The organism is Paenibacillus sp. FSL H8-0457 (genome assembly GCF_038051935.1).
Lineage (GTDB): Bacteria > Bacillota > Bacilli > Paenibacillales > Paenibacillaceae > Paenibacillus_AQ > Paenibacillus_AQ lautus_A.
On the sequence record NZ_CP150293.1, the window covers coordinates 546,922 to 570,256 of the forward strand.

Sequence of the window (23,335 nt, forward strand, 5' to 3'; positions counted from 1 at the left end):
GAAGCTTCATCATTTTCGTATATTAAAAGGGGGATTGACCATGAGACCAAAACGTAAAATAGGTCTTGTACTGCTGATGATGACACTGGTTCTTGCAGCTTGCGGAGGCGGGCAAAGCAAAGAGCAGGCCGGAGGGAACGAAGGCGATCAAGAAAAGGTCAAGCTGACCATCTGGCATAACTTTGCCGGTGACGACCTGCGCGCGAAATCAGTCCGGAGTTTTATCGATCAATTTGCTCAGGACCATCCTGAAGTTACGCTCGACGCGCAAGCGATTCCGCCGGACGGTTACCGTCAGCGTCTGAGCACCGTTGCGGCTGCAAATGAAATGCCGGACGTGTTCTTCGTTTATGCGGGAAGTCAGTCGGCCGAGCTTCATCAAGCGAAGCTGCTTCAACCGATCACGGAAGTGTTGGACGCCCATTCCGATTGGAAGGACAAATTCCTGCCGGGCGCATTTGATCCATACGAGTTCGAGGACGGCCAGATTTACTCCGCTCCATTGGGCATGTCCGCAACTTCGATTCTCTACTACAACAAAGCGTTGTTTGACAAACATAACGTAAAAGTTCCGACGACTTGGGAAGAAATGATGGCGGCGGTTAAAACGTTCAACGATAACGGCATTACGCCGATCGCCCTCGGAAACAAAGCGCCGTGGGTTGCGCAATCCACCATTATCGGATCGATTGCCGACCGCGTGACCGGCACCGAATGGTTCAAAAAAGCGGCAGCACAGGATGGCGCGAAATTCACCGATCCTGAGTTTATCGAAGCACTTGGCTATTTCAAAGAGCTCGTCGACAACAAAGCATTCCAAGAAGGTGCCAACAGCATCGACAACACGCAAGCCGAGCAGTATTTCATCCAAGGCAATGCAGCGATGATGATCAGCGGCGCGTGGACGCTCACCAACTTGGCGGCTTCTTCCTCCGAAGAGCAGATGAAGGATATTGAAGTGACGACTCTGCCTGCGATCCCTGGAGGCAAAGGCGAAGCTAACACCATCTCCGGCGGAGCTGGCGGCGGTCTGGCCCTTAGCAGCAGAACGGAAGGGAAAGCGAAAGAATTGGCGCTCGAACTGATTTATGCCGTGAGTGGACCGGAAGCGCAAAAAGCGATTGCCGAGAGCAACTCCATGGTCATGTACGATACCGAAATCGATGAGTCGAAAGTTACTTCCCTGTACTACAAAGCCTTTAACCTGGTGAAATCCACAGGCATTACGCCGGTATACGATGCTTATCTGTCTGCAGAAGCGGCTGAAGTCATCAACAACGGCCTGCAGGAAATCATGATGGGCGGTGCCGTCGAAGGCGTGGCCCAGAAGCTGCAGGATGCGCAAGCCCGATCCGCTACTCCATAAGAATAGATTCACTGCTGCATAAGGATTAGGAGGGAGGAGGCTGCCATGCCTACAGCGATGAGAAGCAAAGGATTTATAGCCATAGCTCTTCTTCCTGCGCTTCTGTTGTTTCTGATATTTGTCATCATTCCGGTTTTTTGGTCAGCATACTACGGATTTTTCAGTTGGAAAGGGTTCGGAGACGCCACGTTCATCGGCCTTGACAATTATAGAGAGATGTTCAAGGACCCGATCTTCTGGCGGGCGCTTCGAAACAACCTGATTCTGGTCGTATCGTCCATTATCGGCCAGGTTCCGATCGCGTTGATTCTGGCTATCGTATTGTTCAAGAATTCGTTCTTCTCCAGGTTCATCCGGTCCGCCGTCTTCATGCCGATGGTTCTCTCCACGGTGGTTGTCGGTCTCATCTGGGGTTACATTTACCACCCGCAGTTCGGGATTGCCAACTATGTGCTGGAGATGCTCGGCCTGGAGTCATGGACCCGTGCTTGGCTGTCCGATCCGAAGGTCAACATGCTGGCGATATCGATCCCGATTAACTGGGCGAACATCGGCCCTTATCTGGTCATCTTTATCGCAGCGCTGCAAAATATTTCGCCAGAGATCCACGATGCGGCCAAAATCGATGGCTCCACCGGCTGGAACAAGCTGATGCAAATCACGCTGCCGATGGTCTGGAGCACGGTGGTCGTAACCATTGTGCTCTGTATCTCGGGAAGCCTGAAAGCTTTTGACCATGTCATCGTCATGACAGGCGGCGGACCGGCGCAATCGACCGAGCTTCTTGCTACCTATATGTACAACAGCACGTTCAGCGTGTACCGCTACGGTTACGGCTCCGCCGTTTCCACGATGATCATGATCGTCAGCGCCATTCTTATCGCGCTTAACTATTTCGCAACGCGCAGAAAGTCAAGTTGACATGAAGGAGGGAGCGATGTGAATTTACAGACGACCGGGACCGGAAGTACCTCAGGGAAACGCGTCATCACGAAGGGGTTAACCGGATTCGTAAAATTGCTGCTGATTGTGTATGCGATTCTTACGCTCTATCCCTTGTACTGGCTTTTTACGAGCGCGTTTAAATCGAACCAGGATTTCTTCAACAACCCTTACGGCTTGCCGAAGGAGTGGATGACCGAGAATTTATTCCGGGCATGGGAGCTCGGAAATATGGGTCGAGCGATGATCAATTCGACGGTTGTAACGATTACGGCCGTCGTGCTGACCATCCTGCTAAGTTTACTAGCGGCGTATGTGCTGTCCAGATTCCAGTTTCGGTTTAAAAAGCTGGTGGTCGTGTTGTTCACGACCGGACTGCTGATTCCGATCCACAGTACGCTGGTGCCCCTGTTCATTATGATGAAAAATATCGGCCTGCTCGACACGTACGGCGCACTCATCCTGCCATATACGGCGTTTGAGCTGCCGATCGCGATCTTCCTGGCGATGGCGTACATGTCATCCATACCAAGAGAGATTGAAGAAGCGGCCATGATCGACGGCAGCGGCTGGTGGGGAATCTTCGGCCGAATGATTCTGCCGCTCTGTACGCCGATTGTGGCAACGATATCGATTCTGGCATTCCTCCGATTCTGGAATGATTTCTCTTTCGCCCTCGTATTCATCAATACGCAGGCATTGAAGACGCTCCCGCTCAGCTTGTCCCTGTTCTCGGACGGCTTCGGCACGGATTACAGCCTGACGATGGGAGCGATGGCGATCGCGGTCATTCCGACGATCGTGGCCTACCTGATCCTGCAGGAGCAGATCATGAAGGGCATGGTGGCAGGATCCATTAAAGGTTAAACTTCAAGCGAAATTCATATTCTTGAAAGAAAAAAGCCTCTTCCGGTCAACGGAAGGGGCTTTTCGTATGATTAGGTCAATCAGGGTCATCGGGGCGGGCGCTTTTTTACTCTCGAAAATATTCATGCACGTTTTTCGGCTACGTCATGCCGGCAAAAGAAATATAATAGAAACACGGAGAACAAGAGAGCATGATGATCAAGGCCAACAAGCGTATGGCCCCTTAGAAAGTACATCAGAGCGGGGAGGAACCCAAGTGATATCGGCTGCCAATCAGCAGGAGTATTACCAGGCGCTGCTGGAAAAGAAATCGGAGTACGAAGGCGTGTTTTATGTAGGCGTGAAGACCACGGGGGTGTTCTGCCGCCCGACATGCCCGGCCCGGAAACCGAAGATGGAAAACTGCGAATTTTACGAGACGGCTCAAGAAGCGCTGCTTGCATCCTTCAGGCCTTGCAAACGCTGCCGTCCGCTATCGCACCCCAATCAGGTATCGGACTTGGTCCGGCTGCTCGTAGAAGCCGTTGAGGAGAATCCGGAGAAAAGGTGGACCAACCAGGACTTTCAGAAGCTGTCCGTGGATGCTTCGACGGCAAGGCGCCAATTCAAGAAGCGGTTCGGGATGACCTTCGTTGAATACGCACGGGCACGGCGAATGGGACTTGCCCTGAAGCAAATCCGGGAGGGGCATGCCGTCATCGATGCGCAGCTGTCGACCGGATACGAGTCGAGCAGCGGTTTTAGGGATGCATTTTCCCGCATCATGGGCGCGGCGCCTAGCCGATCGGGGCACCATAACATCTTAAAAGCTTCATGGATCGACACGCGTCTCGGGCCGATGATGGCCATCGCGGATGAAGAGGCGCTGTATCTGCTCGAATTCGTGGACCGCCGGGGCCTGGAGCGTGAGGTTGAACGTCTCCGGCAGAGAACCAAGTCGGCGATCATTCCGGGCCATACGGCTCCGATCCGTTCAATCGAGCTGGAGCTCGCAGCGTATTTTGAAGGGAAGTTAACGGAATTCAAGACGCCCTTGTTCTTGCTGGGTTCGCCGTTTCAACAAGAAGTGTGGGGCCGATTGCTGCGGATTCCCCCCGGCCAAACGTCTTCGTATGGCGAAATCGCAGCGGTGATGGGAAGACCGACCGCATATCGCGCCGTTGCCCAAGCGAATGGCGCCAATCAGCTTGCGATTGTCATTCCATGCCACCGCGTGATCAATACGAGCGGTGAGCTCGGCGGATATGGCGGCGGCCTATCACGAAAGCAGTGGCTGTTGCATCATGAGCAGTCCATGAGTACCGGAACCATACATGAATAGTGGACTTTCGTCGTAGAAAATGGTCTTACCTATAGGTAAGACCATTTTTGTATTTTTATCCGAGCTCAGCGAGCTGGGAGGGGTCATCGATCAGGAGTTTCATCTCCCCAAACTGCCTGTTGAAGATGCCGTGAAGGTTCTTCAGGAACTCGGATTTGATATTTTCAAAGGCAGCGGTCTAACCAATTCTCTGGAGCAATCTGTAATTATTATCCAAGTAAACGGCTTATCGCCTCCATCCTGCTGGTGACGATAAGCTATAAAGTAAGCCCCGGGATACAGGAGCTCTATGCTATAATTTGGAATGTCCCTATCTGGTTTCAAGATACCTGTTTCTGAAACGGGACGTTTGTTACATCGGTTCCTGTACATCGAAAGAAAGCGTGTTGGATCAAGAGTTCAACTATTTTATGCTAAGACCGTACGGTTCAGCAGGTACGAAAGAGAGGAAAAGACGAGATGATGATTCCGATTCTAGCCTTGGCAGCTGCCATTTCCGGAGGCATTGTCGCTTCAGGAGCAGGTGTGGCCATTTTGGTCGGGTTTGTATTCTTTTTGATCGGCTTTTCCGGAAAGAAGGGGAGACGGCCGAATTTTCTGACTTCGGACGGGCTCAAGGCCATCGGCACGCTCTTGGTCGTGGCCGTGTTCATGGTGTTGGCTTATTCCTGTACCTTGACCAGCGGCTCCCTGATCCGTTTTAACGGGATGGACCCTGTCTTCCAATACGAGCAAGGAAAGAAACTGCTGTTTATCGGATTGGCCTCCGCTGCATGGTTTGTCGCCAGCTTCCTGTGGCTGCTCCCGTATATCGTCGAGATCAAGCCGCGGGATTGGAATCGCAATCATCTGATAGGGGTCGGCGTTTATTTCACGCTGGTCTTTGCCGCCGCCGGGGCTGCGATGCTATGAATGTGGCCGGAAAAAGCATTTTGCAGAATACTTTCGAGTTACTAAAGTACAAAGCAGCCTAGCCCCTGCCTTTAAGGAGGAGCATGGCTGCTTCTTTATATTATAGTAGAAAAAAATTAGCGGGGGTTTTTCTCCTGCCCCGGCCTTGCCGGCACCGTTGCCGTTTCCCGGAATTTCACCGGGGACACGCCATAGTTCGCCCGGAATACCCGGTGAAAATAAGAGTAGCTTGCGAAGCCGCAGGTTTCCGCGATTTCCTCCAGCGTCATCGTGCTGTATTTGATGCGTTCGACGGCTGCGTTCAGCCTGATCTCGAGTGCGTACTGGATCATGGTTTTTCCGTAATACTCCTTGAACAGTTTGACCGCCCGGGATAAGCTAAGCCCGACATGGGAAGCAGCTTCCTCCAGCTTGAAGGTTAGGGTGGCATGCTCCTCCACGAATCGCTTCAGCCGCAGGGCAGTGAAGGCAAGGCGATCGGTCGGCTTGATCTCGGTGATGGCGCGGTCCAGGCAGAGGCAGAGACTGCGCAGCAGGTAGTCGGTCAGTTCCCCGATTTCCCCTTCGAGGCCGCGCCGCTTCTCCAGCAGCATCTGTCTCCACAGACCGAGCAAATAATCGTCGAGCCCGACATGACTGACGACAGGGCGGGGGATGCGGTTCCACCAATCATCAATCCAGGAGCCGTCGCAGAATATAAAATAATCCCCGCTGGACACGCGGCCATCCTCGCCGTCTTCCTTCACCCGCAGCTCGTATTCATCGCCGGGCTTCAGCAGCAGCAGGTCGCCTGCCTGCACATGGTGCTCGATGCCGTTGCAGTAGATTTCGCAGGAGCCTTCGGTTTGAAGTCGGAACAGATAGGTCGTCAAGCCGCCCCGATGGCTGTTGCTGAATTGCTGAAAGTGATAGGAATAGTCGCAGATGAGCAGCCTAGCTTCCATAATGGTAACAACCCCCAGTAAAAATATAAGCAGATAGTTCATGTTGCAGCAATATTGTTTATGTTCATTTTAGCCTATTTGCATGTATGATAGTAGCAGATAGAGCAGTAACTCATTTTTGGAATCGAGGTGCGCTATAATGAGAAGAATGAACATTGGTTTGCAAATGTATACGCTGCGCGATGAAACGGCACAGGATTTCCGCGGTACGCTCCGCAAAGTTGCTGAATTGGGTTATGAAGGCGTGGAATTCGCAGGTTATGGAGACATTCCGGCCGAGGAAATGAAAACGCTTCTTCAAGAGCTTGGCCTGAAAGCGATCGGCAGTCACGTGGGCCTGCATCTGCTTCGTGCAGACCTGCAGAAGGAAATTGATTACCTGAAAACCATTGGCGCTAAATATATGATGTGTCCATATGTGGCCGAAGAAGATCGTAAAGATGCCGAGGATTGGAAGAACCTCTTCTCCTTCCTGGAGGAAGTAGGGGCCGAAGCCCGCAAGCAGGGACTGATCTTTGGATACCATAACCATGCATTCGAATTCGAAGCCGAGGTTGATGGCCAGTTCGTTTTTGATGCGATGTATTCCGCAACGACGCCGGAAGCCGTGCAAGTGGAGATGGACGTATGCTGGGTACAATTCGCCGGACAAGATCCGCTTACCTACATTCCGAAATACGCCGGACGTCTTCCGCTGCTTCACCTGAAAGACTTCAGCAAGGATGCGGAAGGCAACATGAAGACGCTGGAGCTGAGCCAAGGCTCGGTTAACCTGCCGGGCGTCATTCAGGCTGCATCCGATGCAGGCACGGAATGGCTGATCGTCGAGCAGGACGTATGTCAGAACCCGCCGCTGCAAAGCGTGGAGAACAGCATGAACTGGCTGAAGCAGAACTACCTGAACCAATTTTAATCTATAAGCAAAAAAGGAGACTTTCAATGAGCAAAATTAAAGTGGCAGTGTTTGGCTGCGGCGCGATCGCCCAGCGCAGACATATTCCTGAATACGCGAACAATGCTAACGTGGAGCTGGTTGCTTTTGCCGATCCGGTGAAGGAACGCGCCGAAGAGATGGCAGCCCAGTATGGCGGTAAAGCCTACGCAGACTACCAAGAACTGTTGAAGAACGAGAAGCTGGACGCCGTTAGCGTATGTACGCCGAACTATCTGCATGCTCCGATGAGCATCGCGGCTGCGAATGCCGGCCTTCATGTGCTGGTGGAGAAGCCGATGGCTACGACGGCTGAAGAAGGAGAACAAATGATCGAGGCCGCCCGTAAGAACGGGGTATACCTGATGGTAGGCCACAATCAACGCCTCATGCCTCCGCACGTAAAAGCGAAGGAGATTCTGGATTCCGGCAAGCTCGGCAAAGTGCTTACCTTCCGTACTTCCTTCGGCCACGGCGGTCCGGAGAGCTGGAGCCTGGATGGACGCGACAGCTGGTTCTTCCGCAAGGAAGAAGCGATTATGGGCGCCATGGGCGATCTCGGCGTGCACAAATCCGACTTTATCCGTTACCTGCTGAACGATGAGATCGTGGAAGTGGCAGGTTTTATCGGAACGGTCCATAAAGAAGGAACCGATGTGGACGACAACGCGACGTGCATCGTTCGCATGAAGAGCGGGGCCGTGGGCACGCTGATGGCAAGCTGGACGCATTACAGATCCGGCGATAACGGAACGGTATTGTGGTGCGAGAAAGGTGCCATGAAGATCGGTACCGTTAACGGCGACGAGGTGGTTGTAGAGCTGACCGACGGTACGGTGGAGACCTACAAGGTAGGCGCCATGGCAACCAATGAGAAGCAGGTTCCGAGCGGCGTCATCGACGCGTTCGTCGAATCCATTCTCACGAACACGCCGCCTAGCATTTCCGGTGAGGAAGGACTTCGTTCCTTGAACGTGATCCTGGGTGCATTCGAATCCCAAGAGACCGGTAAAATCGTAAAGCTGTAATAAATGAGAGTAGAGGGAGGCCGTATGCGTACGGCTTCCTTTTGTTTGTACTGCAAATCAAAGCAAAGCATAGCTTAGGAATGCAAAAAAACTATTAAAAAAGTCCGCTCTGCCATCTTCATGGAGAGCGGACTTTTTAATATGGATTTTACTTGGGCATACGAGTTGTCCGATACATCCCATCCACCTTGATGCTATCACCGTCCTCCGCGACGGGAATGAAGATCGGTCGTTCATCCGGCGTGCGGTTCGGGGTATGCACGGTCAGCATCAGCTGGCCGTTCCAGGTACGGAACATCATGCCGTGCCCGCCGTCGCTGGAATATAAAGGTTCGGGTTCTTGGAGCCAAGGCCCGCATAGCTTGCCGGTTGGCGACTTGGCAACGCCGAGCGCGTATCGGCCATCCACAAAGCTGGCCCATAATAGGAGCAGATTCCCCGACGTTGTTCGAAACAGAAACGGGCCATCCGTCACATAGTTGCCCGATCCGGGAAAACGGGGCGAGTGGAACGGCGTGGCCCAAGCGGCTTCGGAGGCTCGGAACAGGGTTACGGGATCAGAGGCGGCCTCCGTGAGATCGGGACTCAGGCGCATGGCGCAAATCTCGCCGTCGCCGACCTGCTGCCACTCGTGGCAGAACACCATCCACGGCTGATCCCTTTCGTCGACATAGAGCGTGCCGTCCAGGGAACTCCAGTCGACAGGGGTCACGGGCCCATCGCTATGAAGGGAGAAGGGCCCTGTCGGCTGTTCAGCCGACAGCACCGCAGTGCCCAGCAGATCGTTATCTTTTCGGCGGAAGGTGGCAAACATGATGTAACGCCCGTGGTAATAGTAGACTTCGGGTGCCCAGAAGTTCACGTCCGCGAAGAAATCGTCCGGTTTGCGAAAGACCGGATAAGGGCCTCCCCAATCGATTAGATCCCGGCTGATATAGACATCGAAGCCGTTTCCTTCCTTCCATATATTTTTGTCGGTGCTGCCGTACATGTAGTATGTTCGCTGTGTCGGATCAGGCAGTACGTAGGGGTCCCGAAGCTGAATGTCTGCAGTTTTCACGCTTAAGCGTTCACCTCCTTCAATTAACGATAGCTAGGATAGATGATGCCGATATCCCTCTCCGTCTTCAAATCTCCGTCTGAATACTGCTGCATTTCATTGCCTTTGATCCGGATCGGAATGGATGTGCCTTGATAGCGGAGCTCGCCTTCAATAATTCGCGCGCTCATGCCGATCACGCCCTCCAATTGTCCGCTGCGGTCCGTGACCAGCCGAATCCCGGCGGGCCCTTGAATATGAACGCGGCCTTCCCGGTATACGGTGACGTTGTCCGGGGTATTCACCAGTTCGTAGTGCAGCCCGTTCACAGTTCGGCTATAGGCCGTGTTGCCGGCGACTTCTTCGCCATGGTCCATATCGACCGGAAGCAATCCCGTAAACGACAGTCGATCCGATCCGATCGGCATGATGCCGCAGAGCCGTTCCACGTAATCCAGCAAGCACAGAATGGAGGGGGAATACGCCTCGGTAAAGCCCTCAGCACCTGTCCAAGGGCTCAAGGTTTGCGGGAAGCGCTTCGCCTTGGACAAGGCTGACAGAATCGGTTGCAGCACCCAGGTCAGCTCGACATAGCGGTGATGATGTTCAAAGGCATGCGGCGCCCGGATCAAGCTCAGGAAATTGGACGGCCCGCCCCAGCTGTTGTAAGAGGAGGACGGATCGAACCGCGGGTCGTCCATCGCCATGGACGTAAACGGATATTTGGCGAAGAATTTGCCGGTATTCAGCAAATACCGCCGCAGCATGTTGCCAAACAGCTCGGCGTCGCCCACCTCGCAGGCCATCACGCGCAGCAGCACGTCGGATTGGACCCGGACCAGCCCGTCGTTCCGATCCCGGTCATAGAAGAATTGATCGTCTTCGTCATAACAGTAACGGAAAAGGCTGTTCAGGCTGGCTTCGGCTTTGGCCCTCCAATCGGCTCCGGATTCGCCGAGCTCTTCGGCCATGCGGGCCAAATACATGCGCTGACAGTAGATGTTGGCCGTCAAATCCGGTGCCAGGAAGGGCAGAACCGGGGAGTCCGGGTGGAAGGCTGCGGCATCGTTCCTATAAGGCGTGTCCGGAACATGCCAGAACCTTGGCGACAGATCATGCCCGGTATCAAAGGTACTGAAAGCCTCCACGCAGCCGGTTCCCCGGGTGTTGCGGTAACGCGCGATCCAATCGTCGTAACGCGACATGGCTTGGTACATGGTCTTCAGGAAGGAGAGGTCCCTTCCATGAAGCTCATAGTGGTTCCAGACGCAGCGCGCCAGCGGCGTGACGAGCTGGATCTGGCGGAACGAAGGGCCGTTCTCCGTCAGTTTATAAGGGAGCAGCCCATCCTCTCTTTGCTGATCGGCAAAGGCGAGGTAGGTTGTTTCCGAGACCGAGGGAATCAGTCGCGATAGCAGCTCCGCATTGATGGTGCCGGTGCTCTCCAGCCAGCAGCCGAGATAGATACCGCCCTCCTGCAGAATCGGATCGCTGCCGTTCATCGGCACGATGCAGGTCAGCAGCTTCTCCAGCGCGGTATAATAAGCCGTTTCCAGCCGTCCGCCCGATGCCGCGAATCGGACGCCTGTCGCCTGCCACTCCTGCAGCAGCTTCCGATCTTCCGGTTTGCCCGGCTGCACCCGATCCGGTATCGAAATCCGTCGGAGCCGGTCCAGCATAGCTTCTGTCATGTCCGCCTCCTTGAAAGCTTGTTATTGATTCGATTCAAATATGCGCACGGTGCCGTTGTAGAAGTCCGCAACGGCCTGCTCGACGTTTTTCCGGCCGAAACCGATCTCCTGGGTCGTCGTCTGGGCCAGCTTGGAGAACTCGGCGAATCCCGGCGGATTATAACTTACGTCAAAAGGCTCGGTCTTCGTGGCTTCCGATACGAGACTCGTGTAATTGTACACAATCTCTTCCACGGGGCCTGCTTCTTCCTGAAGAAGGTTGCGGTTGGCTTCCGTCACCGGCACGCCGCGGTCGTTTCCGAGGATTTTGGCCGCTTCGGGATCGTTGATCCAGAAGTCCATGAGCGTGGCGACCTCCTTCGGATGCTTGGTGTTGGCATATCCGGATAGTCCTTGGCTGGACTCGAATACCACGCCCGTACCCTTCGGTCCTCTAGGTACCGGGTGGAGGATGAGCGGATCTTCCGTCAGGCTCTGGAATGCGGCCAGCTGATTGGAAGGGAGGAGGCTCATGGCGGCTTTACCCGTAATCAACAAGGATTTGCTGGTATCATCGTGCGGATTGGACACCTGAAGTTCAGGCGTAACGACACCGCCGGCCTTCGAAGCCTGTTCCCAATACTCGAACCATTCCTGAATGTCTTCCTTCGCGAAGCCGAGCTTTCCGTTCTCCATATCATACAGCTGTTTTCCGCGCTGCTTCAGAAAGATATCCATTCCGTCGACGGTGAAATTATAGGTACCGTATACGCCGTCGCCAAGCTTATCGGACAATTCTTTGCTAATGGCGGCAAAGTCCTCCCAATCCCAATCCTGCTCCGGCAGAGGAATGCCTGCCTTTTCGAACAGTGCCTTGTTGATGACGATTCCCCGGGCGTTTGCGCCGGCCGAAATATGCTGCAGCTTCCCATCCAGCCGGCCGTATTCCACCATGGTGGCATCCATGCCGTCCAGCTTCAGTTCGCTGCCGACATACGGATCCAGGTTCAGCAGCACATCTTTTTTGGCATAGTCCACCACATTTCCGCCCAGGAAGAAGATATCCGGCGCGGTGCCGGAAGCCAGCTGGGTGTTCAGCTTATCGAAATATCCGGAGGAAGGCGAGAATTCGCCGACGATTTTGATGTTCGGATGTTTGCTTTGGAACACCTTCAGGGCTTCGTTCGTAATATCGGCCCGTTTCTGGTCGCCCCACCACATCATGCGCAGCTCGACTTGGCCGCTCGGCTCGGCCCCTGCGTCCGCATTCCCGCCTTCTCCCGTGTGATCCGTTCCGGAACAGGCGGTGACGAATAATAGGAGCGAAGCCAACATGCCAACGAAACATTTCTTCAACATGGATAATCCCCCAGTCTAATCATAATTGGTTCATTTGCAGCACGCCCTCGCACGTCGGCAGGCAGCTTCTGAGGCTACTTCAGGCCGGTTGTGGCAATGCCTTCGAGAAAATACCGTTGAAACACCAGAAAAATGATCGTCACAGGCAGCAGCGATAGCGTGGACATGGCGAGCAGCGCCCCCCAATCCGATTGCCCCGAAGGATCGAACAGGGATCGGATCCCCAGCTGTACAGTGAACAAATCAATCTTGCTTAAATAAATCATCTGGCTGAAGAAGTCGTCCCAGCTCCAGATGAAGGTGAAGATGGCCGTCGTAATCAGCGCAGGGACGAGAAGCGGCACCACGATGCGGAAGAAGATCTGCGATTGTCCGCAGCCGTCGATGGTCGCGCTCTCGTCCAGCTCCCGCGGAATGCCGCGGATGAACTGAACCATCAGCAGAATGAAGAAAGAGTCATGCGCCAGCCATTTGGGCAGGATGAGCGGGAAATACGTATTGATCCAATGAAGCTCGTTATACAGAATGTATTGAGGCACGAGCGTTACATGGTAAGGCAGCATAATCGTCACCAGCATGATGCTGAACCACAGGCCTTTGAATTTGAACTTCAATCGGGAGAAGGCGTAGGCTGCCAGGGAACAGGAGACGATGTTCCCGATGACGCTCATGACCGAGATCAGCACGGAGTTGCCGAAGAATCGGCCGAAGGAAATGCCCTGGAGCCCGCTCCAGCCGTTCACGTAATGATCCAGCGTGAAGGCAGTCGGAATGAGGCTGCTGTTGGTGAAGATAAGATGATTCGGTTTAAACGAGCTGAAGACGAGCCATAGCACCGGATACAGCATGAGCAGGCCGAGGAGGATAATGGCGGCATGCCTCCCGGCTTGAACCAGTTGTCGCTTAAGCGGCATATCCATTACCTCCCTTCCTGGTTATCCCCGTAGAAGACCCAGAATTTTGATGTAAGAAAAACGATTCCGGTGAACACCCCGATGATGACCAGCATGATCCATGCCAGTGCCGAGGCATAACCCATATCGAAGAACGAGAAGCCTTTCAGATACAGGTACAAGGTGTAGAACATCGTGGCGTCGAGCGGTCCTCCCCGCCCGTCTCCGATGACGTAGGCCGGCGTGAAGGCTTGGAACGAATTGATCATGCTCATGATCAGATTGAAAAAGATAACGGGTGACAGCATCGGCAGCGTGATGCCGAAGAATTGACGGATCTTTCCGGCACCGTCTACGCCGGATGCTTCATATAAATCAGTCGGAATCTGTTTTAGACCGGCAAGGAAGATGACCATGGCCGATCCGAACTGCCAGACGGACAGCGTGATAATCGTATACACCACATAGTCGGGGTGGGCGATCCACGAGGGGCCCGTGATGCCGAACCAGCCGAGGAACTGATTGACCAGCCCGCTGCCGTCAAAGATTTGGCGCCAGACGATGGCAATGGCAACGCTGCCTCCCAATAGAGAGGGGATGTAATACACGGTCCGGTAAATGCCGAGTCCGCGGATGCCCTTGTTCAAGGCCATGGCGATCAGCAGCGCGAACGCAAGTCTCAGCGGCACGGACAAGAACACATAATAGAACGTTAGCCACAAGGATCGTTGAAACGTATCGTCTTCGGTAAAAATCTGGACATAGTTGCTGAGTCCCGTCCAAGTCGGCGATGACAGCAGGTTGAATTTGGTCATGGACAAGTACAGCGATGCGATCATCGGCCCCAGCGTCAGACAGAAGAAGCCGATGAGCCAAGGCAGAAGAAACAAGTAGGCTGTCTTATTCTGCTGGCCGTATAAGGGCTTGGACAGCTTTCTCATAATGTGCCTCCCTTCAGGATGAATGAGCATGGGCGGTTACCTGATGGCCTGAAGCGCTTACAATCGGTATGTCGGTGCGCCCGGTAAACACATCATACCGGGGGAGGAGAGAGGGCGGAATCTCATTTCTTCGGATCATCGTGTTCGATTTTTTCGGATTGCGACAGTCGGAACTCGGAAGGGCTTTGATTGAACATTTTTTTGAATTTGGAGCTGAAATAGCCGGGTGAAGAGAAACCCGTCAGCTCGGCTATGTCCCATACCGTCAATCGGGTCTCCTGCAGCAGGCGTACGGCGTGTTTCATCCGAACCTCCGTAACGTACTGGATGAACGAGACCCCAGCCCCTTCCTTGAACATTTCCGAGAAGTAGGTAGGGTGGTAGTTATACTGCTCGGCCAGCGAGGTCAGCGATAATTCCTGCATGTAATTTTCCTCGATATACCGCTTGGCGGATTCAATCAGGGTAGCGTCTCTGTCTCCGGATTCTGTGAGGTTGTCAACAAAATCCTGTGCCCACTGCATCAGCAGGCGTTCCGCCTGCTCCGGGGTCTCCAGCCATAAAACCCATTCGGGTGAAATCCATAGAGGCCCCCCTCCCCGTGAATGCCGTATGTTGTCGAAAGCGGCGGATTCCATAATCAGCGTGATTTGAAAAAGGCTCCGTACCAAGCGGGCAGGCGATAGCCGGAATGACTCGCCCAGCTCCCTCCGGATGATGCTGCGGAAGGATTCCAATTCGCCCCGGATCAGGCAGCGATGAAGCGCGCGGCTTGTTTCGTCCGGCAGCAACGGACTTTGGTCGGTTACGGGTGCCTGATCCGGTCCGTTCTGGCGTCCTGCCAGATTCCAGGCCAGGAGGGAGTGGATATAACCCTCTTTCCAGCGCTCAAGCCCCGACACGGGCAGCCCTAATCCTACCTGCACCTCCACGGTTAAATACGAGGATGCCTGCGCGACGAGTTTATCCGCGAATGCATGCTGAATGCCGTCAAGCGCAATGAAATGCATGATACCGGGATGAGCTGCGTCATGAAACACTTGAACGCCGCCCGGATAAGATTCGGCGATTTCATGGCAGACCATTTGAAACGGAAGGCGGAGCTGCTCGGGCGCTCGGCCTTCGGGTGCTTTCTGCATGCCGGATTCCCTCATGCCCGCGGTGATGAAGCATACGCGGCCATCCTGCCAATCCTCCAGGTGAAACAGTCGAATCCGTTCCGGCATGGAGGCGGAGGGCAGGCGGTCGCCGCGAACGAGATCCAGCAGGAAGCGTTCCTTCATTTCTTTGTAATACTGGGATAACCGCCACTGCAGCATTTCCGAATCGTCCCGTACCTTGCGGTTCTTATCCAATTCGTGTTTGATTTTGCTTAAGGCGGATTTCAGGTCGTCCCGGGCAACGGGCTTCAGCAAGTAGTCCATGGCCTGGCTGCGGACGCCCGCTCTGGCGTATTGAAAATCCTCGTATCCTGTAATGATGATGATCTGTATGGTCGGATTGTGGCTCCGGCAAACGTCCAGCAGCCGGACGCCGTCCATGACAGGCATGTTCATGTCGGTAATGAGCAGGTCATACGAATGGGATTTCAAGAGCTCTTCAGCTTCCAGGCCGTTCCCGGCCTCCCCCGAAATGGCAAAGCCCATGCTTTCCCAGTCGACTTTCAGCTTCAGCCCTTCACGAACCTCGATCTCGTCATCTGCGATCAATACGTTGTACATGATATTCCTCCTGTACCGGTAGAATCAGTTCGATGCATGTGCCGGTTTCGCTCCCGTTCCGAATATGAACGGCAAATAAGTCGCCGTAATGCAAGCGGCAGCGAGCAATTACGTTGCCAAGTCCAATGTGCCAGCTCTCGCTTCGGAGGATCGGCTCCAATTGGGAGGCCGCCGCGGGATCTTGGAGCTTGCGGATGATCTCGGAGGGCATGCCGGGACCGTTATCCGCGACGCGGAGAAACAGGCGGTTGTCCTGCCTGCTGATTTGGATGTCGACCTGTGCCGTGGTTTGATGCTGAAAGCTGTATTTGACCGCATTCTCGATCAGCGGCTGCAGAATGAACTTGATCATCACCAGCGAATCCAGCCGGCCTTCCTCGTGGATGGAGATGTCGAGTTTATGCCCGAAGCGGGTTTGCAGAATGGAGATATAGTGGCGGACATAAGCCAGTTCTTCGGTTAAGGGGACCCGGTCGTCGCTGGTATTCATGGAGAAGCGCATCATTTTGCCCAGGTCCTCGATCACCTGCACGGTATCGTCCGTCCGGCGCTGCATGGCAAGACTGCTCACCAGCTCCAGGGTGTTAAACATGAAGTGGGGATTGATCTGCATGAGCAGCGCTTTATATTCCGCCTGCTGGCGGAGCAGCTTCAGCTCGAATTCGTTCTGGATATGCTGCCGCAGGCGGCTGATCATATAGCGGAAGGTGGAGATGACGTAACTGACCTCGCTCTTAACGTTTTTGTCAGGAGGCAGAACGGACTCCGCCTGGTCGAAGGCTCCGCGCTGCACCTGCCTCATCGCCAGCACCAGACGCGTTAAAGGCTTGGTGACGCCATAGGAGAGCCATGCGGCGGCAAACAGGGAGACCAGGATCAGAACGACGGTAACCAACAGAATGGTACTCTGAAGCTTGTGAAGAGAGGAGTACAGCTCCTTCTCCGGCGCCAGGCCGGCCAGCATCCAGCCGGTGCGCCCCAGTTTCTTGTAAACCAGAATGTCCCGCTGCCCCTCATCGTTGGTCAGATAGATGACGCCCGATTTCAGCGGGCCGTTTCGAATGCGATCGATCTCCGATAGGGCTCCGGCGCCGAGTTCATGCGCCTGTTGAGATAGAATCGGGCTTCCTTGTTCGTTCAGCAGAAAAATCGTGCTGTTCTTGGCCAAATGGATCCGGCTGAGCGGCTCCAGAAAATAAGACTCGCTGACGTTAACCTTCATCACGTTTTGTGCCGTGGCATGATGGAAGGTCCCGATGGGCATCAGCAGGCTGACGACGGGATTGCCGTGATCCCGGACGCGTTCATGCTGGTCCGTATGCGCTGGCAGCCAGCGGTCTCCGGACGCGAAGAAGTTCGTGTACCATGATTCCCGCAAAAAGGCAGGGTCGGTTTCGACTTGGTTCTCGCCGCCGATTCGAAGCCCGCTGCGCCGGTAGATGGATACGTCGGAGATACTGGTGTAGCTGTTGGTCGCTTGGGTCAGAAATCGGCTCATCGCAAGATTGGCCAGCATTTTCTCCCCTTCGGGCAGCAGCGGATCGCCGATGGCGTTATCCCAGTTCTTGGCCGTGTCACTGTTAAAGACCAGGGAAGCGACGTCATAAATCTGCATCTGGACCATATCCACGTAGGAACCGTATTCCTCCATCTTTTCAAGGGCCGAGGATTCGATGTAGGAGCGGATCACGGTGCGCGATTCCGTAAACAGCAGGAAGGAGAGCGTGCCGAAAGAGAGGACGAAGAGTGCGACGATAAAGGCGATCAAACGGCTTTTTAATGAGAAGAACATCCATTTCCTCCTTTACGAAAAGCGGATTTCTAGGCGGTCTGCGACATGTGAAAAAAGGCTGCGCAAAATACGCAGCCTTTGAAGGAAAAATGCTTGGAGCAGCCGTGTACGGCTTAGAAACGAACCAAATTACCGATTCGTACAGGCATGCCGGTGGCGATGGCGCGGTTGGCTGCAATTCCTGTCAGTATGGATCTCGCCCCATCGATATGGTTGGCCGCGCGGGCATAAGGATCTTCCACCGGTTCCCCGAACAGATCATTCAGCAGCACCGGGTCGCCTCCGCCATGTCCGCCCTGCTGCTCCTCGACGTGAACCTCGTACGGGGCATCGAACATCGGAAGCACCCGCAGCGTTTTCCCGATTAACGCGCCTTCCAGGCTCTTGTCGCCCAGTGAATTGACGTAGGATTGTTCGACGATGTTCATCTCGATCCGGCCTTTGGTGCCGTTGATGGCGATGCGATAGCCTTCCCACGGCTGATAGGCGACCAGCGAATACGTTAAAATGGCCTTGTTCTGATATCGCACGAGGACGCCCATCGTATCTTCAATGTTGATGCCGTCCCCGAATACGCTTTGGTCCCGCTGGTAGCCGTCCTCCGGCTCGGCATCCAGGTACATGGCTTTGAGATGCGCATCGGAATCCAGATGGAGCGCAAAAGGGTCCTCTTTCGCAACCTTGTTGCCGGTCGCGCGATTATAGAATTGCGTAACGCCCCGGGCTTCGGCATTCTCTCTACCATAATACATGAGATCGCCGAATGCGAAAACGGTTTCAGGATGGGAACCGATCCAGAAGTTGACCAGGTCGAAGTGATGGGTGGATTTATGAACGAGCAATCCGCCGCTGTTCCGCTTGTCCCGGTGCCAGCGCCGAAAGTAGTCCGCGCCGTGGCGGGTATTCAGCAGCCATTCGAAATGAACCGAGGTCACCTGGCCGATGGTATCGTTCATGATCAATTCCCGTACCTTGGTATGGTGGGGGGCGTAACGGTAGTTGAAGGTGACCCTGATGTTCTGTCCGGTCCGCTTGGCGGCATCCAGGATGGCCTGGCATTTTTCCTCGTCGATCGTCATCGGCTTCTCGGTCACGACATCGCATCCAAGCTCCATCGCGCGGATAATGTACTTGTGATGGGTCCGGTCGATGCTGGTCACGATGACGAAGTCGGGCTTTTCGTTCTCGATCATCCGGTCGAATTGGTCCGCGGGATAGGTAGGCACCTCGGTGTACTTATATTTTTCCCGCAGCAGCTGATTCGCGTAATTCATGCGGGTTTGATTGATATCGCAAAAGGCAGCAAGCTCAGATTTGTCGCGGAAGTTTTGGGCCAGGGCGCCATAAAAAAATTCGGCGCGGCCGCCGGTACCGACCAATACATAACGTTTCTTGTCACTCATCTCTATCGCCTCCTTGAATATAGCTCTAGCCTATAACAAGGGAGCATTGCTTTCGCCGCATTTCATGCGTAATCGCTTTCAAATACCGCATATTTTGCTATAATCCAAGAAAAGGGGGCAGCCCGCATGACCAAGCCTTTTCGAGCAGATTATCATGATCCCACCGGATATTTGAGCATGGAGTATGACCGCCGCATTGGCTATTTCTCGATGTCGGCCGACCATCTCCACGATCATTATGAGCTGTATTACCTGTTATCGGGCGAGCGGATCTACTTCATCAAGGATCGCTCCTACAGGGTTCGGGCCGGTGATCTTGTCTTCGTGGACCGGAATGCCGTTCATAAGACGCTGGACAGCGGCCGGCCCGACCATGATCGCCTTGTCCTCTATATAAACCCGGAATTGTTTGCGGATTTGGCCGTACCGCCTGAGCTGGCCGAAGGGTTGAAGGAGCCGTTCGGTTGGGATGTTCCCATTCTAAGGCTTCCTTCGCCAGCGAGTGAAGCGGTGGAGCGAATGGTCGGCGACATGGTGAATGAGATGATCCATCCTCAAGCGGGAAGCAGCTGGCTGCTTCGGCACCGAACGGTCGAATTGCTGCTCTTCGCCTACCGCAGCCGGCATTTGGGCATGGTTCGTTCCGCCGATACGGAGCCGGTCCTTCATCCGAAGACCCAGGCGGTCGTCCGGTATCTTAACGACAACTACCGGCAGGCCTTAACGCTGCCCGAGGTAGCGGAGGCGTTCCGGATCAGCCCGCACTATCTCAGCCGGCTGTTCAAGCAGACGACGGGATTTACCTTCAGCGATTATCTCAACCTGCTTCGGGTCAAGGAAGCGCAGCGTCTCCTGCGGGAGAGCGATGATTCCATCACGGATATCGCCTGGCGATCGGGCTTCAGCAACTTCTCCCATTTCGGGAAGATGTTCAAGCGGACGGTTCAGCTGTCTCCGAGGGCATACCGGCAGCAGTATCGAATGCGAAGCTAGAGGAATATGGCTGTGTCTTCTTTCTGGTTCACTAGAAAAAGCTGAAATAAAATAGATAGTCTCTATTTTATTTCAGCGAGGATGTGAGGGGATTTGTAATTGAACTTGAAGAGAAAATGGATCGACTTAACATAACTAATGACGGATTAAGCTTACTCGGAAAGACGAAAAAGAGATTGCTGCTTAGGTTCGTCTTGATCGAGAGTTTAGATGGTCTTCTTGTAATAAATAATCTAATAGAATATCAAGATAATGTTTTATATACTCTGTTAATTCAATTCGCTCATATTGCAATTCACGTATAGAGACGATCACTTTTCCAAAGTCGTAAGATTAATGTAAACCTTCGAGTCAGTTCCTCATTACTTTCTACAGTATCCGCCATTTTTTTCGTCTTTTTATTCAATACTTTCACAAAAAATATGCATTATATTTATTATATGGAACTATTACCCTTTTATAGAAAAAAATATATCATATTTTATGAGTTATTGTTACCATCCAATAAAAATAAGGAGTGATCAAATGTCTTTGGTGAAAAAGTTTTTCATTAAGAGGGGAAGTGCTGTCTTAGCAACAATCTTAGCACTAGTTTTATTGGTATCCGCTCCCCTTAAAGTAGGAGCTAGTGGATCTGCCGGGTTATTCGCCCAATTATACCCAGGTAATTATAAAATTGATGTTATTCAACTACACAATGGATGGGCAGGTCCATGGAATGAAACACAGAACATACTTCATACAAACATTCACGTATGGGAAAAAGATTCTCGTGGAAACTACTCAATACATAAAGCCAATCTTCATATCTCAGCGAGAACTAATCTAGCTGGAAGCATTTGTTGGTATGTTCATGACACTGTAAATAATACCTCTAAGACGAACTGCCACCCCCTACTTGCCATAACTGAAGCCAAAGAAGCTATGCAGGAAGAAGTTAAGGCGCAACTGAATAAAGCAACAAATTGGGAAGTTGCTGTAACTGTTGGTGTAGTTGTAGCAATAGTTGTAATCGCTTGGGCTACATGGCCTGCAAGTGCTATAGCTTTGGTTGCTGCTGCTAGATCAGCGGGAGATCAACCGGAAGGAAATAGTGAGCAACCACCTATCGATACTGGATCAGATGAACTTTCTGCTCCTCCTAATGAGAAGGCACAAGAACCAGACGAATCTAAAAAAGCTCCAGGAGTTCCGGTTGAATCTGAAACGGTTCCAGGGATACCACCAAACGAAGATATTCCTGAAAATGAATGACAGTATATAATGATAAATAGAATGTTAGTTGTCAGAAATGAGGTGAGTTCAAAGAATTGTACACACATATACTGAGTAGCAAACTTGAAACAGAACAAAGAAAAGATCTGGTAAAAAAAATTATTTTGTTTTTTTGCAAAGAATGTAAGTATCTTAAGATAAGATGTTGGGCACAAGATGATGCTGACGCCCCCTTTCTGAAAAAACAAACGGTTCAAAGGACTTTTGGTGATGACGGCCTACTTGAATTACGTGTACCTATTGATAAGGAAGTTGTGGATTTCTTCAATCATTATGAGATGAGTGAAACTGAAAGCTATATCCTACCGTTCTTCCATCTTGAATTTCTAGATGAACAAAAGAATGTACAATTATATTGTGGCGATTCTGGAAGTGATGTTCTATTTGATGAAGCTACCTTCAATGCCCCACAGTTATTCGATCTAATAAGTGAAGAACACTTCAATAAATTAAATTGATTCTGATTAACAATAAGACGGACTGCTTCTTATCAGAGTTCGTCTTATTGTTTTTTTGTACTACCTTGAGACACCTTGAATAACCTGCCTTCAACTTTCTACTTGCCTGATCCTGTTCCAACAATTATATTCGAGAATCAGTTATTATGGGGCCTTCGGTCGCATGCGGGAGCACGACAATCAATCCACCCTATGTGAGACGGGGGTAATAGAGGCCGTAGCCCTAGTCGCTAATAAAATCACCACGTCCATCGAGTTGAATCAGCCCGTGAATGTGGTGCTTTTTGGTGTGCATATGGTATCTTGGAAGTGAACGAAAACGCCATGTTTGATAGATTCGTTGAGAGGATCGACAGTCATAATGAAAACAAAAATACAAGAGCTGCCGCTGTCGCCGGGCGTATATCTCATGAGAGATTCGCGTGGAACGGTCATTTACGTTGGCAAATCCAAAAGTCTCAAGAAGAGAGTACAATCGTATTTTTACAACAATAAATCGCACTCCCCAAAAGTGAAGAGGCTGGTTCAGCATGTCAAAGACCTCGAGCATATCGTCACCGACACGGAGTTTGAGGCGTTCATGCTGGAATGCAGGCTTATTCAGGACATAAAGCCGATGTATAACCGCAAGATGAAAAATCCGCTAGGTTATAGTTATATCGTATTGCGGCAAAAGCGAGATTGGCGATGGCTGGAAATTACAGATACACTGGATGAAGGCACACACGAACCGTCTCGTTTTTTCGGTCCCTATACAGCCAGCAGACATAGTCTTGAACATGCAGTTCAGAAGGTTAAGGAATGCTGTAAAATCGCCTGCAATCATGCACCTGCTGCTTCTTCGGCAAATACTCCCTGCTTGAATTATTCGATTGGCCTCTGTCTTGGCAAGTGTCTTGGCGGCGAAAGCGCGCGGCAATTTGATGAAGTCATGGATCGATTCATTGCTCTGCTTCAAGGGGACGACCGACGTTTATATGATGAAATGGAGCGAACCATGCTGGGCGCCGCAGAGCGTTTCGATTTTGAGCAGGCTGCAAAATACAGGGACGGCATGGAGGCGGTGAACTTGCTCTTAAGTAAACGGGATGTGATCGAGTTTGCCGAAGAGAATCACAGCATCGTTGTCTACGAGTATTTAAACGAAGATACGATCAAGTTATTTCTGATTAAGGGGAACGTTGTGCTGCACAGCGAGCGATGCTCTGTGGCTACCACGGCGGACATTGAATCGTTGAGGCAGAGGGTCAAAGCCTTGATTCTCAGCTATTTCACGAGGGATCCGGAAAGCGATGCTGCCGAGGTTACCCGGCAAGACATCGATGCTGCACAAATCATCTACAGCTATTTGCAGAGCAGCGCCTGCCGCTATCTTGTTCTTCAGGATTCATGGCTCGAAGACGGGGGGGAGCCTGATATGGAGGCTGCGCTGCGGGATTTTTTGAATCATCATGTTGTGTCATTTTAATTTGAGCATGAG

Annotated in this window: 21 protein-coding genes; 12 read left to right on the plus strand and 9 right to left on the minus strand. The window is 52.5% G+C overall.

Going from position 1 to position 23,335, the window contains the following annotated elements; all coding sequences use genetic code 11:
• Positions 1 to 40 precede the first annotated feature (40 nt).
• From MHI43_RS02365 to MHI43_RS02390, 6 genes are all read left to right on the plus strand, one after another.
• Positions 41 to 1,366: an extracellular solute-binding protein gene (locus MHI43_RS02365; protein ID WP_009595478.1), complete on the plus strand. Its 1,326-nt coding sequence runs from the start codon at positions 41 to 43 to the stop codon at positions 1,364 to 1,366.
• A 45-nt stretch (positions 1,367 to 1,411) separates the two neighbouring features.
• Positions 1,412 to 2,287, plus strand: coding sequence for a sugar ABC transporter permease (locus MHI43_RS02370; protein ID WP_009595489.1), 876 nt, complete (start codon positions 1,412 to 1,414; stop codon positions 2,285 to 2,287).
• A gap of 18 nt (positions 2,288 to 2,305) precedes the next feature.
• The gene (locus MHI43_RS02375) at positions 2,306 to 3,175 is read left to right on the plus strand and encodes a carbohydrate ABC transporter permease (protein ID WP_009595479.1); all 870 of its coding nucleotides are present in this window, start codon (positions 2,306 to 2,308) and stop codon (positions 3,173 to 3,175) included.
• A gap of 256 nt (positions 3,176 to 3,431) precedes the next feature.
• Positions 3,432 to 4,496, plus strand: a complete 1,065-nt coding sequence (locus tag MHI43_RS02380) for a trifunctional transcriptional activator/DNA repair protein Ada/methylated-DNA--[protein]-cysteine S-methyltransferase (RefSeq protein WP_036664749.1) — start codon at positions 3,432 to 3,434, stop codon at positions 4,494 to 4,496.
• A 19-nt stretch (positions 4,497 to 4,515) separates the two neighbouring features.
• On the plus strand, positions 4,516 to 4,746 hold the full coding sequence (locus MHI43_RS02385; protein ID WP_036664748.1) for a hypothetical protein: 231 nt from the start codon (positions 4,516 to 4,518) through the stop codon (positions 4,744 to 4,746).
• Positions 4,747 to 4,955: 209 nt separating this feature from the next.
• Positions 4,956 to 5,408, plus strand: a complete 453-nt coding sequence (locus tag MHI43_RS02390) for a hypothetical protein (protein WP_012818674.1) — start codon at positions 4,956 to 4,958, stop codon at positions 5,406 to 5,408.
• A gap of 116 nt (positions 5,409 to 5,524) precedes the next feature.
• Here the strand turns inward: MHI43_RS02390 and MHI43_RS02395 are convergent, their stop codons facing one another.
• Entirely contained in the window at positions 5,525 to 6,352 is an 828-nt protein-coding gene (locus MHI43_RS02395) for an AraC family transcriptional regulator (RefSeq protein ID WP_036664747.1), read from the minus strand.
• Positions 6,353 to 6,491: 139 nt separating this feature from the next.
• Here MHI43_RS02395 and MHI43_RS02400 point away from each other — a divergent pair, with 139 nt between their 5' ends.
• Both MHI43_RS02400 and MHI43_RS02405 read left to right on the plus strand, forming a co-directional pair.
• Positions 6,492 to 7,265, plus strand: coding sequence for a sugar phosphate isomerase/epimerase (locus tag MHI43_RS02400; protein WP_012818676.1), 774 nt, complete (start codon positions 6,492 to 6,494; stop codon positions 7,263 to 7,265).
• 26 nt (positions 7,266 to 7,291) lie between these two features.
• Positions 7,292 to 8,311, plus strand: a complete 1,020-nt coding sequence (locus MHI43_RS02405) for a Gfo/Idh/MocA family oxidoreductase (RefSeq protein WP_012818677.1) — start codon at positions 7,292 to 7,294, stop codon at positions 8,309 to 8,311.
• 148 nt (positions 8,312 to 8,459) lie between these two features.
• Here MHI43_RS02405 and MHI43_RS02410 read toward each other — a convergent pair whose 3' ends face one another.
• From MHI43_RS02410 to MHI43_RS02445, 8 genes are all read right to left on the minus strand, one after another.
• Positions 8,460 to 9,371, minus strand: a complete 912-nt coding sequence (locus tag MHI43_RS02410; RefSeq protein ID WP_036664746.1) for a glycoside hydrolase family 43 protein — start codon at positions 9,369 to 9,371, stop codon at positions 8,460 to 8,462.
• A 23-nt stretch (positions 9,372 to 9,394) separates the two neighbouring features.
• Positions 9,395 to 11,041, minus strand: a complete 1,647-nt coding sequence (locus tag MHI43_RS02415; RefSeq protein WP_036664744.1) for a hypothetical protein — start codon at positions 11,039 to 11,041, stop codon at positions 9,395 to 9,397.
• Between the two features lie 21 nt (positions 11,042 to 11,062).
• On the minus strand, positions 11,063 to 12,379 hold the full coding sequence (locus MHI43_RS02420) for an extracellular solute-binding protein (RefSeq protein ID WP_012818680.1): 1,317 nt from the start codon (positions 12,377 to 12,379) through the stop codon (positions 11,063 to 11,065).
• 74 nt (positions 12,380 to 12,453) lie between these two features.
• Positions 12,454 to 13,293: a carbohydrate ABC transporter permease gene (locus tag MHI43_RS02425; protein ID WP_012818681.1), complete on the minus strand. Its 840-nt coding sequence runs from the start codon at positions 13,291 to 13,293 to the stop codon at positions 12,454 to 12,456.
• 5 nt (positions 13,294 to 13,298) lie between these two features.
• Positions 13,299 to 14,213, minus strand: a complete 915-nt coding sequence (locus MHI43_RS02430) for a sugar ABC transporter permease (RefSeq protein WP_009595490.1) — start codon at positions 14,211 to 14,213, stop codon at positions 13,299 to 13,301.
• Between the two features lie 122 nt (positions 14,214 to 14,335).
• The gene (locus tag MHI43_RS02435) at positions 14,336 to 15,934 is read right to left on the minus strand and encodes a response regulator (protein ID WP_012818682.1); all 1,599 of its coding nucleotides are present in this window, start codon (positions 15,932 to 15,934) and stop codon (positions 14,336 to 14,338) included.
• Positions 15,909 to 17,726 carry a sensor histidine kinase gene (locus MHI43_RS02440; RefSeq protein ID WP_012818683.1) on the minus strand — a complete coding sequence of 606 codons (1,818 nt, stop codon included), beginning with the start codon at positions 17,724 to 17,726 and terminating at the stop codon, positions 15,909 to 15,911. Before MHI43_RS02440 ends, MHI43_RS02435 begins: the two co-directional genes overlap by 26 nt.
• A gap of 113 nt (positions 17,727 to 17,839) precedes the next feature.
• A complete protein-coding gene (locus MHI43_RS02445) occupies positions 17,840 to 19,129 on the minus strand; it encodes a Gfo/Idh/MocA family oxidoreductase (protein WP_012818684.1) in 1,290 nt (429 codons plus the stop codon).
• A gap of 126 nt (positions 19,130 to 19,255) precedes the next feature.
• Here MHI43_RS02445 and MHI43_RS02450 point away from each other — a divergent pair, with 126 nt between their 5' ends.
• The 4 genes from MHI43_RS02450 (at position 19,256) to MHI43_RS02465 (ending at position 23,323) form a co-directional block, all read left to right on the plus strand.
• Complete coding sequence (locus MHI43_RS02450) at positions 19,256 to 20,122, plus strand: AraC family transcriptional regulator (protein WP_009595482.1); 867 nt, start codon at positions 19,256 to 19,258, stop codon at positions 20,120 to 20,122.
• Positions 20,123 to 20,647: 525 nt separating this feature from the next.
• Complete coding sequence (locus tag MHI43_RS02455) at positions 20,648 to 21,376, plus strand: hypothetical protein (RefSeq protein WP_036664740.1); 729 nt, start codon at positions 20,648 to 20,650, stop codon at positions 21,374 to 21,376.
• 56 nt (positions 21,377 to 21,432) lie between these two features.
• Complete coding sequence (locus MHI43_RS02460) at positions 21,433 to 21,855, plus strand: hypothetical protein (RefSeq protein WP_036664739.1); 423 nt, start codon at positions 21,433 to 21,435, stop codon at positions 21,853 to 21,855.
• A gap of 361 nt (positions 21,856 to 22,216) precedes the next feature.
• Positions 22,217 to 23,323, plus strand: coding sequence for a GIY-YIG nuclease family protein (locus MHI43_RS02465; RefSeq protein WP_012818686.1), 1,107 nt, complete (start codon positions 22,217 to 22,219; stop codon positions 23,321 to 23,323).
• Positions 23,324 to 23,335: the final 12 nt, after the last annotated feature.

What these genes read in the sequence shown, in the direction of transcription:
- MHI43_RS02420 (WP_012818680.1), bottom strand. Translation starts at nt 12,379, where the DNA reads ATGTTGAAGAAATGTTTCGTTGGCATGTTGGCTTCGCTCCTATTATTC.
- MHI43_RS02385 (WP_036664748.1), top strand. Translation starts at nt 4,516, where the DNA reads ATGGTCTTACCTATAGGTAAGACCATTTTTGTATTTTTATCCGAGCTC.
- MHI43_RS02370 (WP_009595489.1), top strand. Translation starts at nt 1,412, where the DNA reads ATGCCTACAGCGATGAGAAGCAAAGGATTTATAGCCATAGCTCTTCTT.
- MHI43_RS02450 (WP_009595482.1), top strand. Translation starts at nt 19,256, where the DNA reads ATGACCAAGCCTTTTCGAGCAGATTATCATGATCCCACCGGATATTTG.
- MHI43_RS02405 (WP_012818677.1), top strand. Translation starts at nt 7,292, where the DNA reads ATGAGCAAAATTAAAGTGGCAGTGTTTGGCTGCGGCGCGATCGCCCAG.
- MHI43_RS02465 (WP_012818686.1), top strand. Translation starts at nt 22,217, where the DNA reads ATGAAAACAAAAATACAAGAGCTGCCGCTGTCGCCGGGCGTATATCTC.
- MHI43_RS02395 (WP_036664747.1), bottom strand. Translation starts at nt 6,352, where the DNA reads ATGGAAGCTAGGCTGCTCATCTGCGACTATTCCTATCACTTTCAGCAA.
- MHI43_RS02435 (WP_012818682.1), bottom strand. Translation starts at nt 15,934, where the DNA reads ATGTACAACGTATTGATCGCAGATGACGAGATCGAGGTTCGTGAAGGG.
- MHI43_RS02455 (WP_036664740.1), top strand. Translation starts at nt 20,648, where the DNA reads ATGTCTTTGGTGAAAAAGTTTTTCATTAAGAGGGGAAGTGCTGTCTTA.
- MHI43_RS02425 (WP_012818681.1), bottom strand. Translation starts at nt 13,293, where the DNA reads ATGCCGCTTAAGCGACAACTGGTTCAAGCCGGGAGGCATGCCGCCATT.
- MHI43_RS02415 (WP_036664744.1), bottom strand. Translation starts at nt 11,041, where the DNA reads ATGACAGAAGCTATGCTGGACCGGCTCCGACGGATTTCGATACCGGAT.
- MHI43_RS02365 (WP_009595478.1), top strand. Translation starts at nt 41, where the DNA reads ATGAGACCAAAACGTAAAATAGGTCTTGTACTGCTGATGATGACACTG.
- MHI43_RS02390 (WP_012818674.1), top strand. Translation starts at nt 4,956, where the DNA reads ATGATGATTCCGATTCTAGCCTTGGCAGCTGCCATTTCCGGAGGCATT.
- MHI43_RS02445 (WP_012818684.1), bottom strand. Translation starts at nt 19,129, where the DNA reads ATGAGTGACAAGAAACGTTATGTATTGGTCGGTACCGGCGGCCGCGCC.
- MHI43_RS02440 (WP_012818683.1), bottom strand. Translation starts at nt 17,726, where the DNA reads ATGTTCTTCTCATTAAAAAGCCGTTTGATCGCCTTTATCGTCGCACTC.
- MHI43_RS02400 (WP_012818676.1), top strand. Translation starts at nt 6,492, where the DNA reads ATGAGAAGAATGAACATTGGTTTGCAAATGTATACGCTGCGCGATGAA.
- MHI43_RS02430 (WP_009595490.1), bottom strand. Translation starts at nt 14,213, where the DNA reads ATGAGAAAGCTGTCCAAGCCCTTATACGGCCAGCAGAATAAGACAGCC.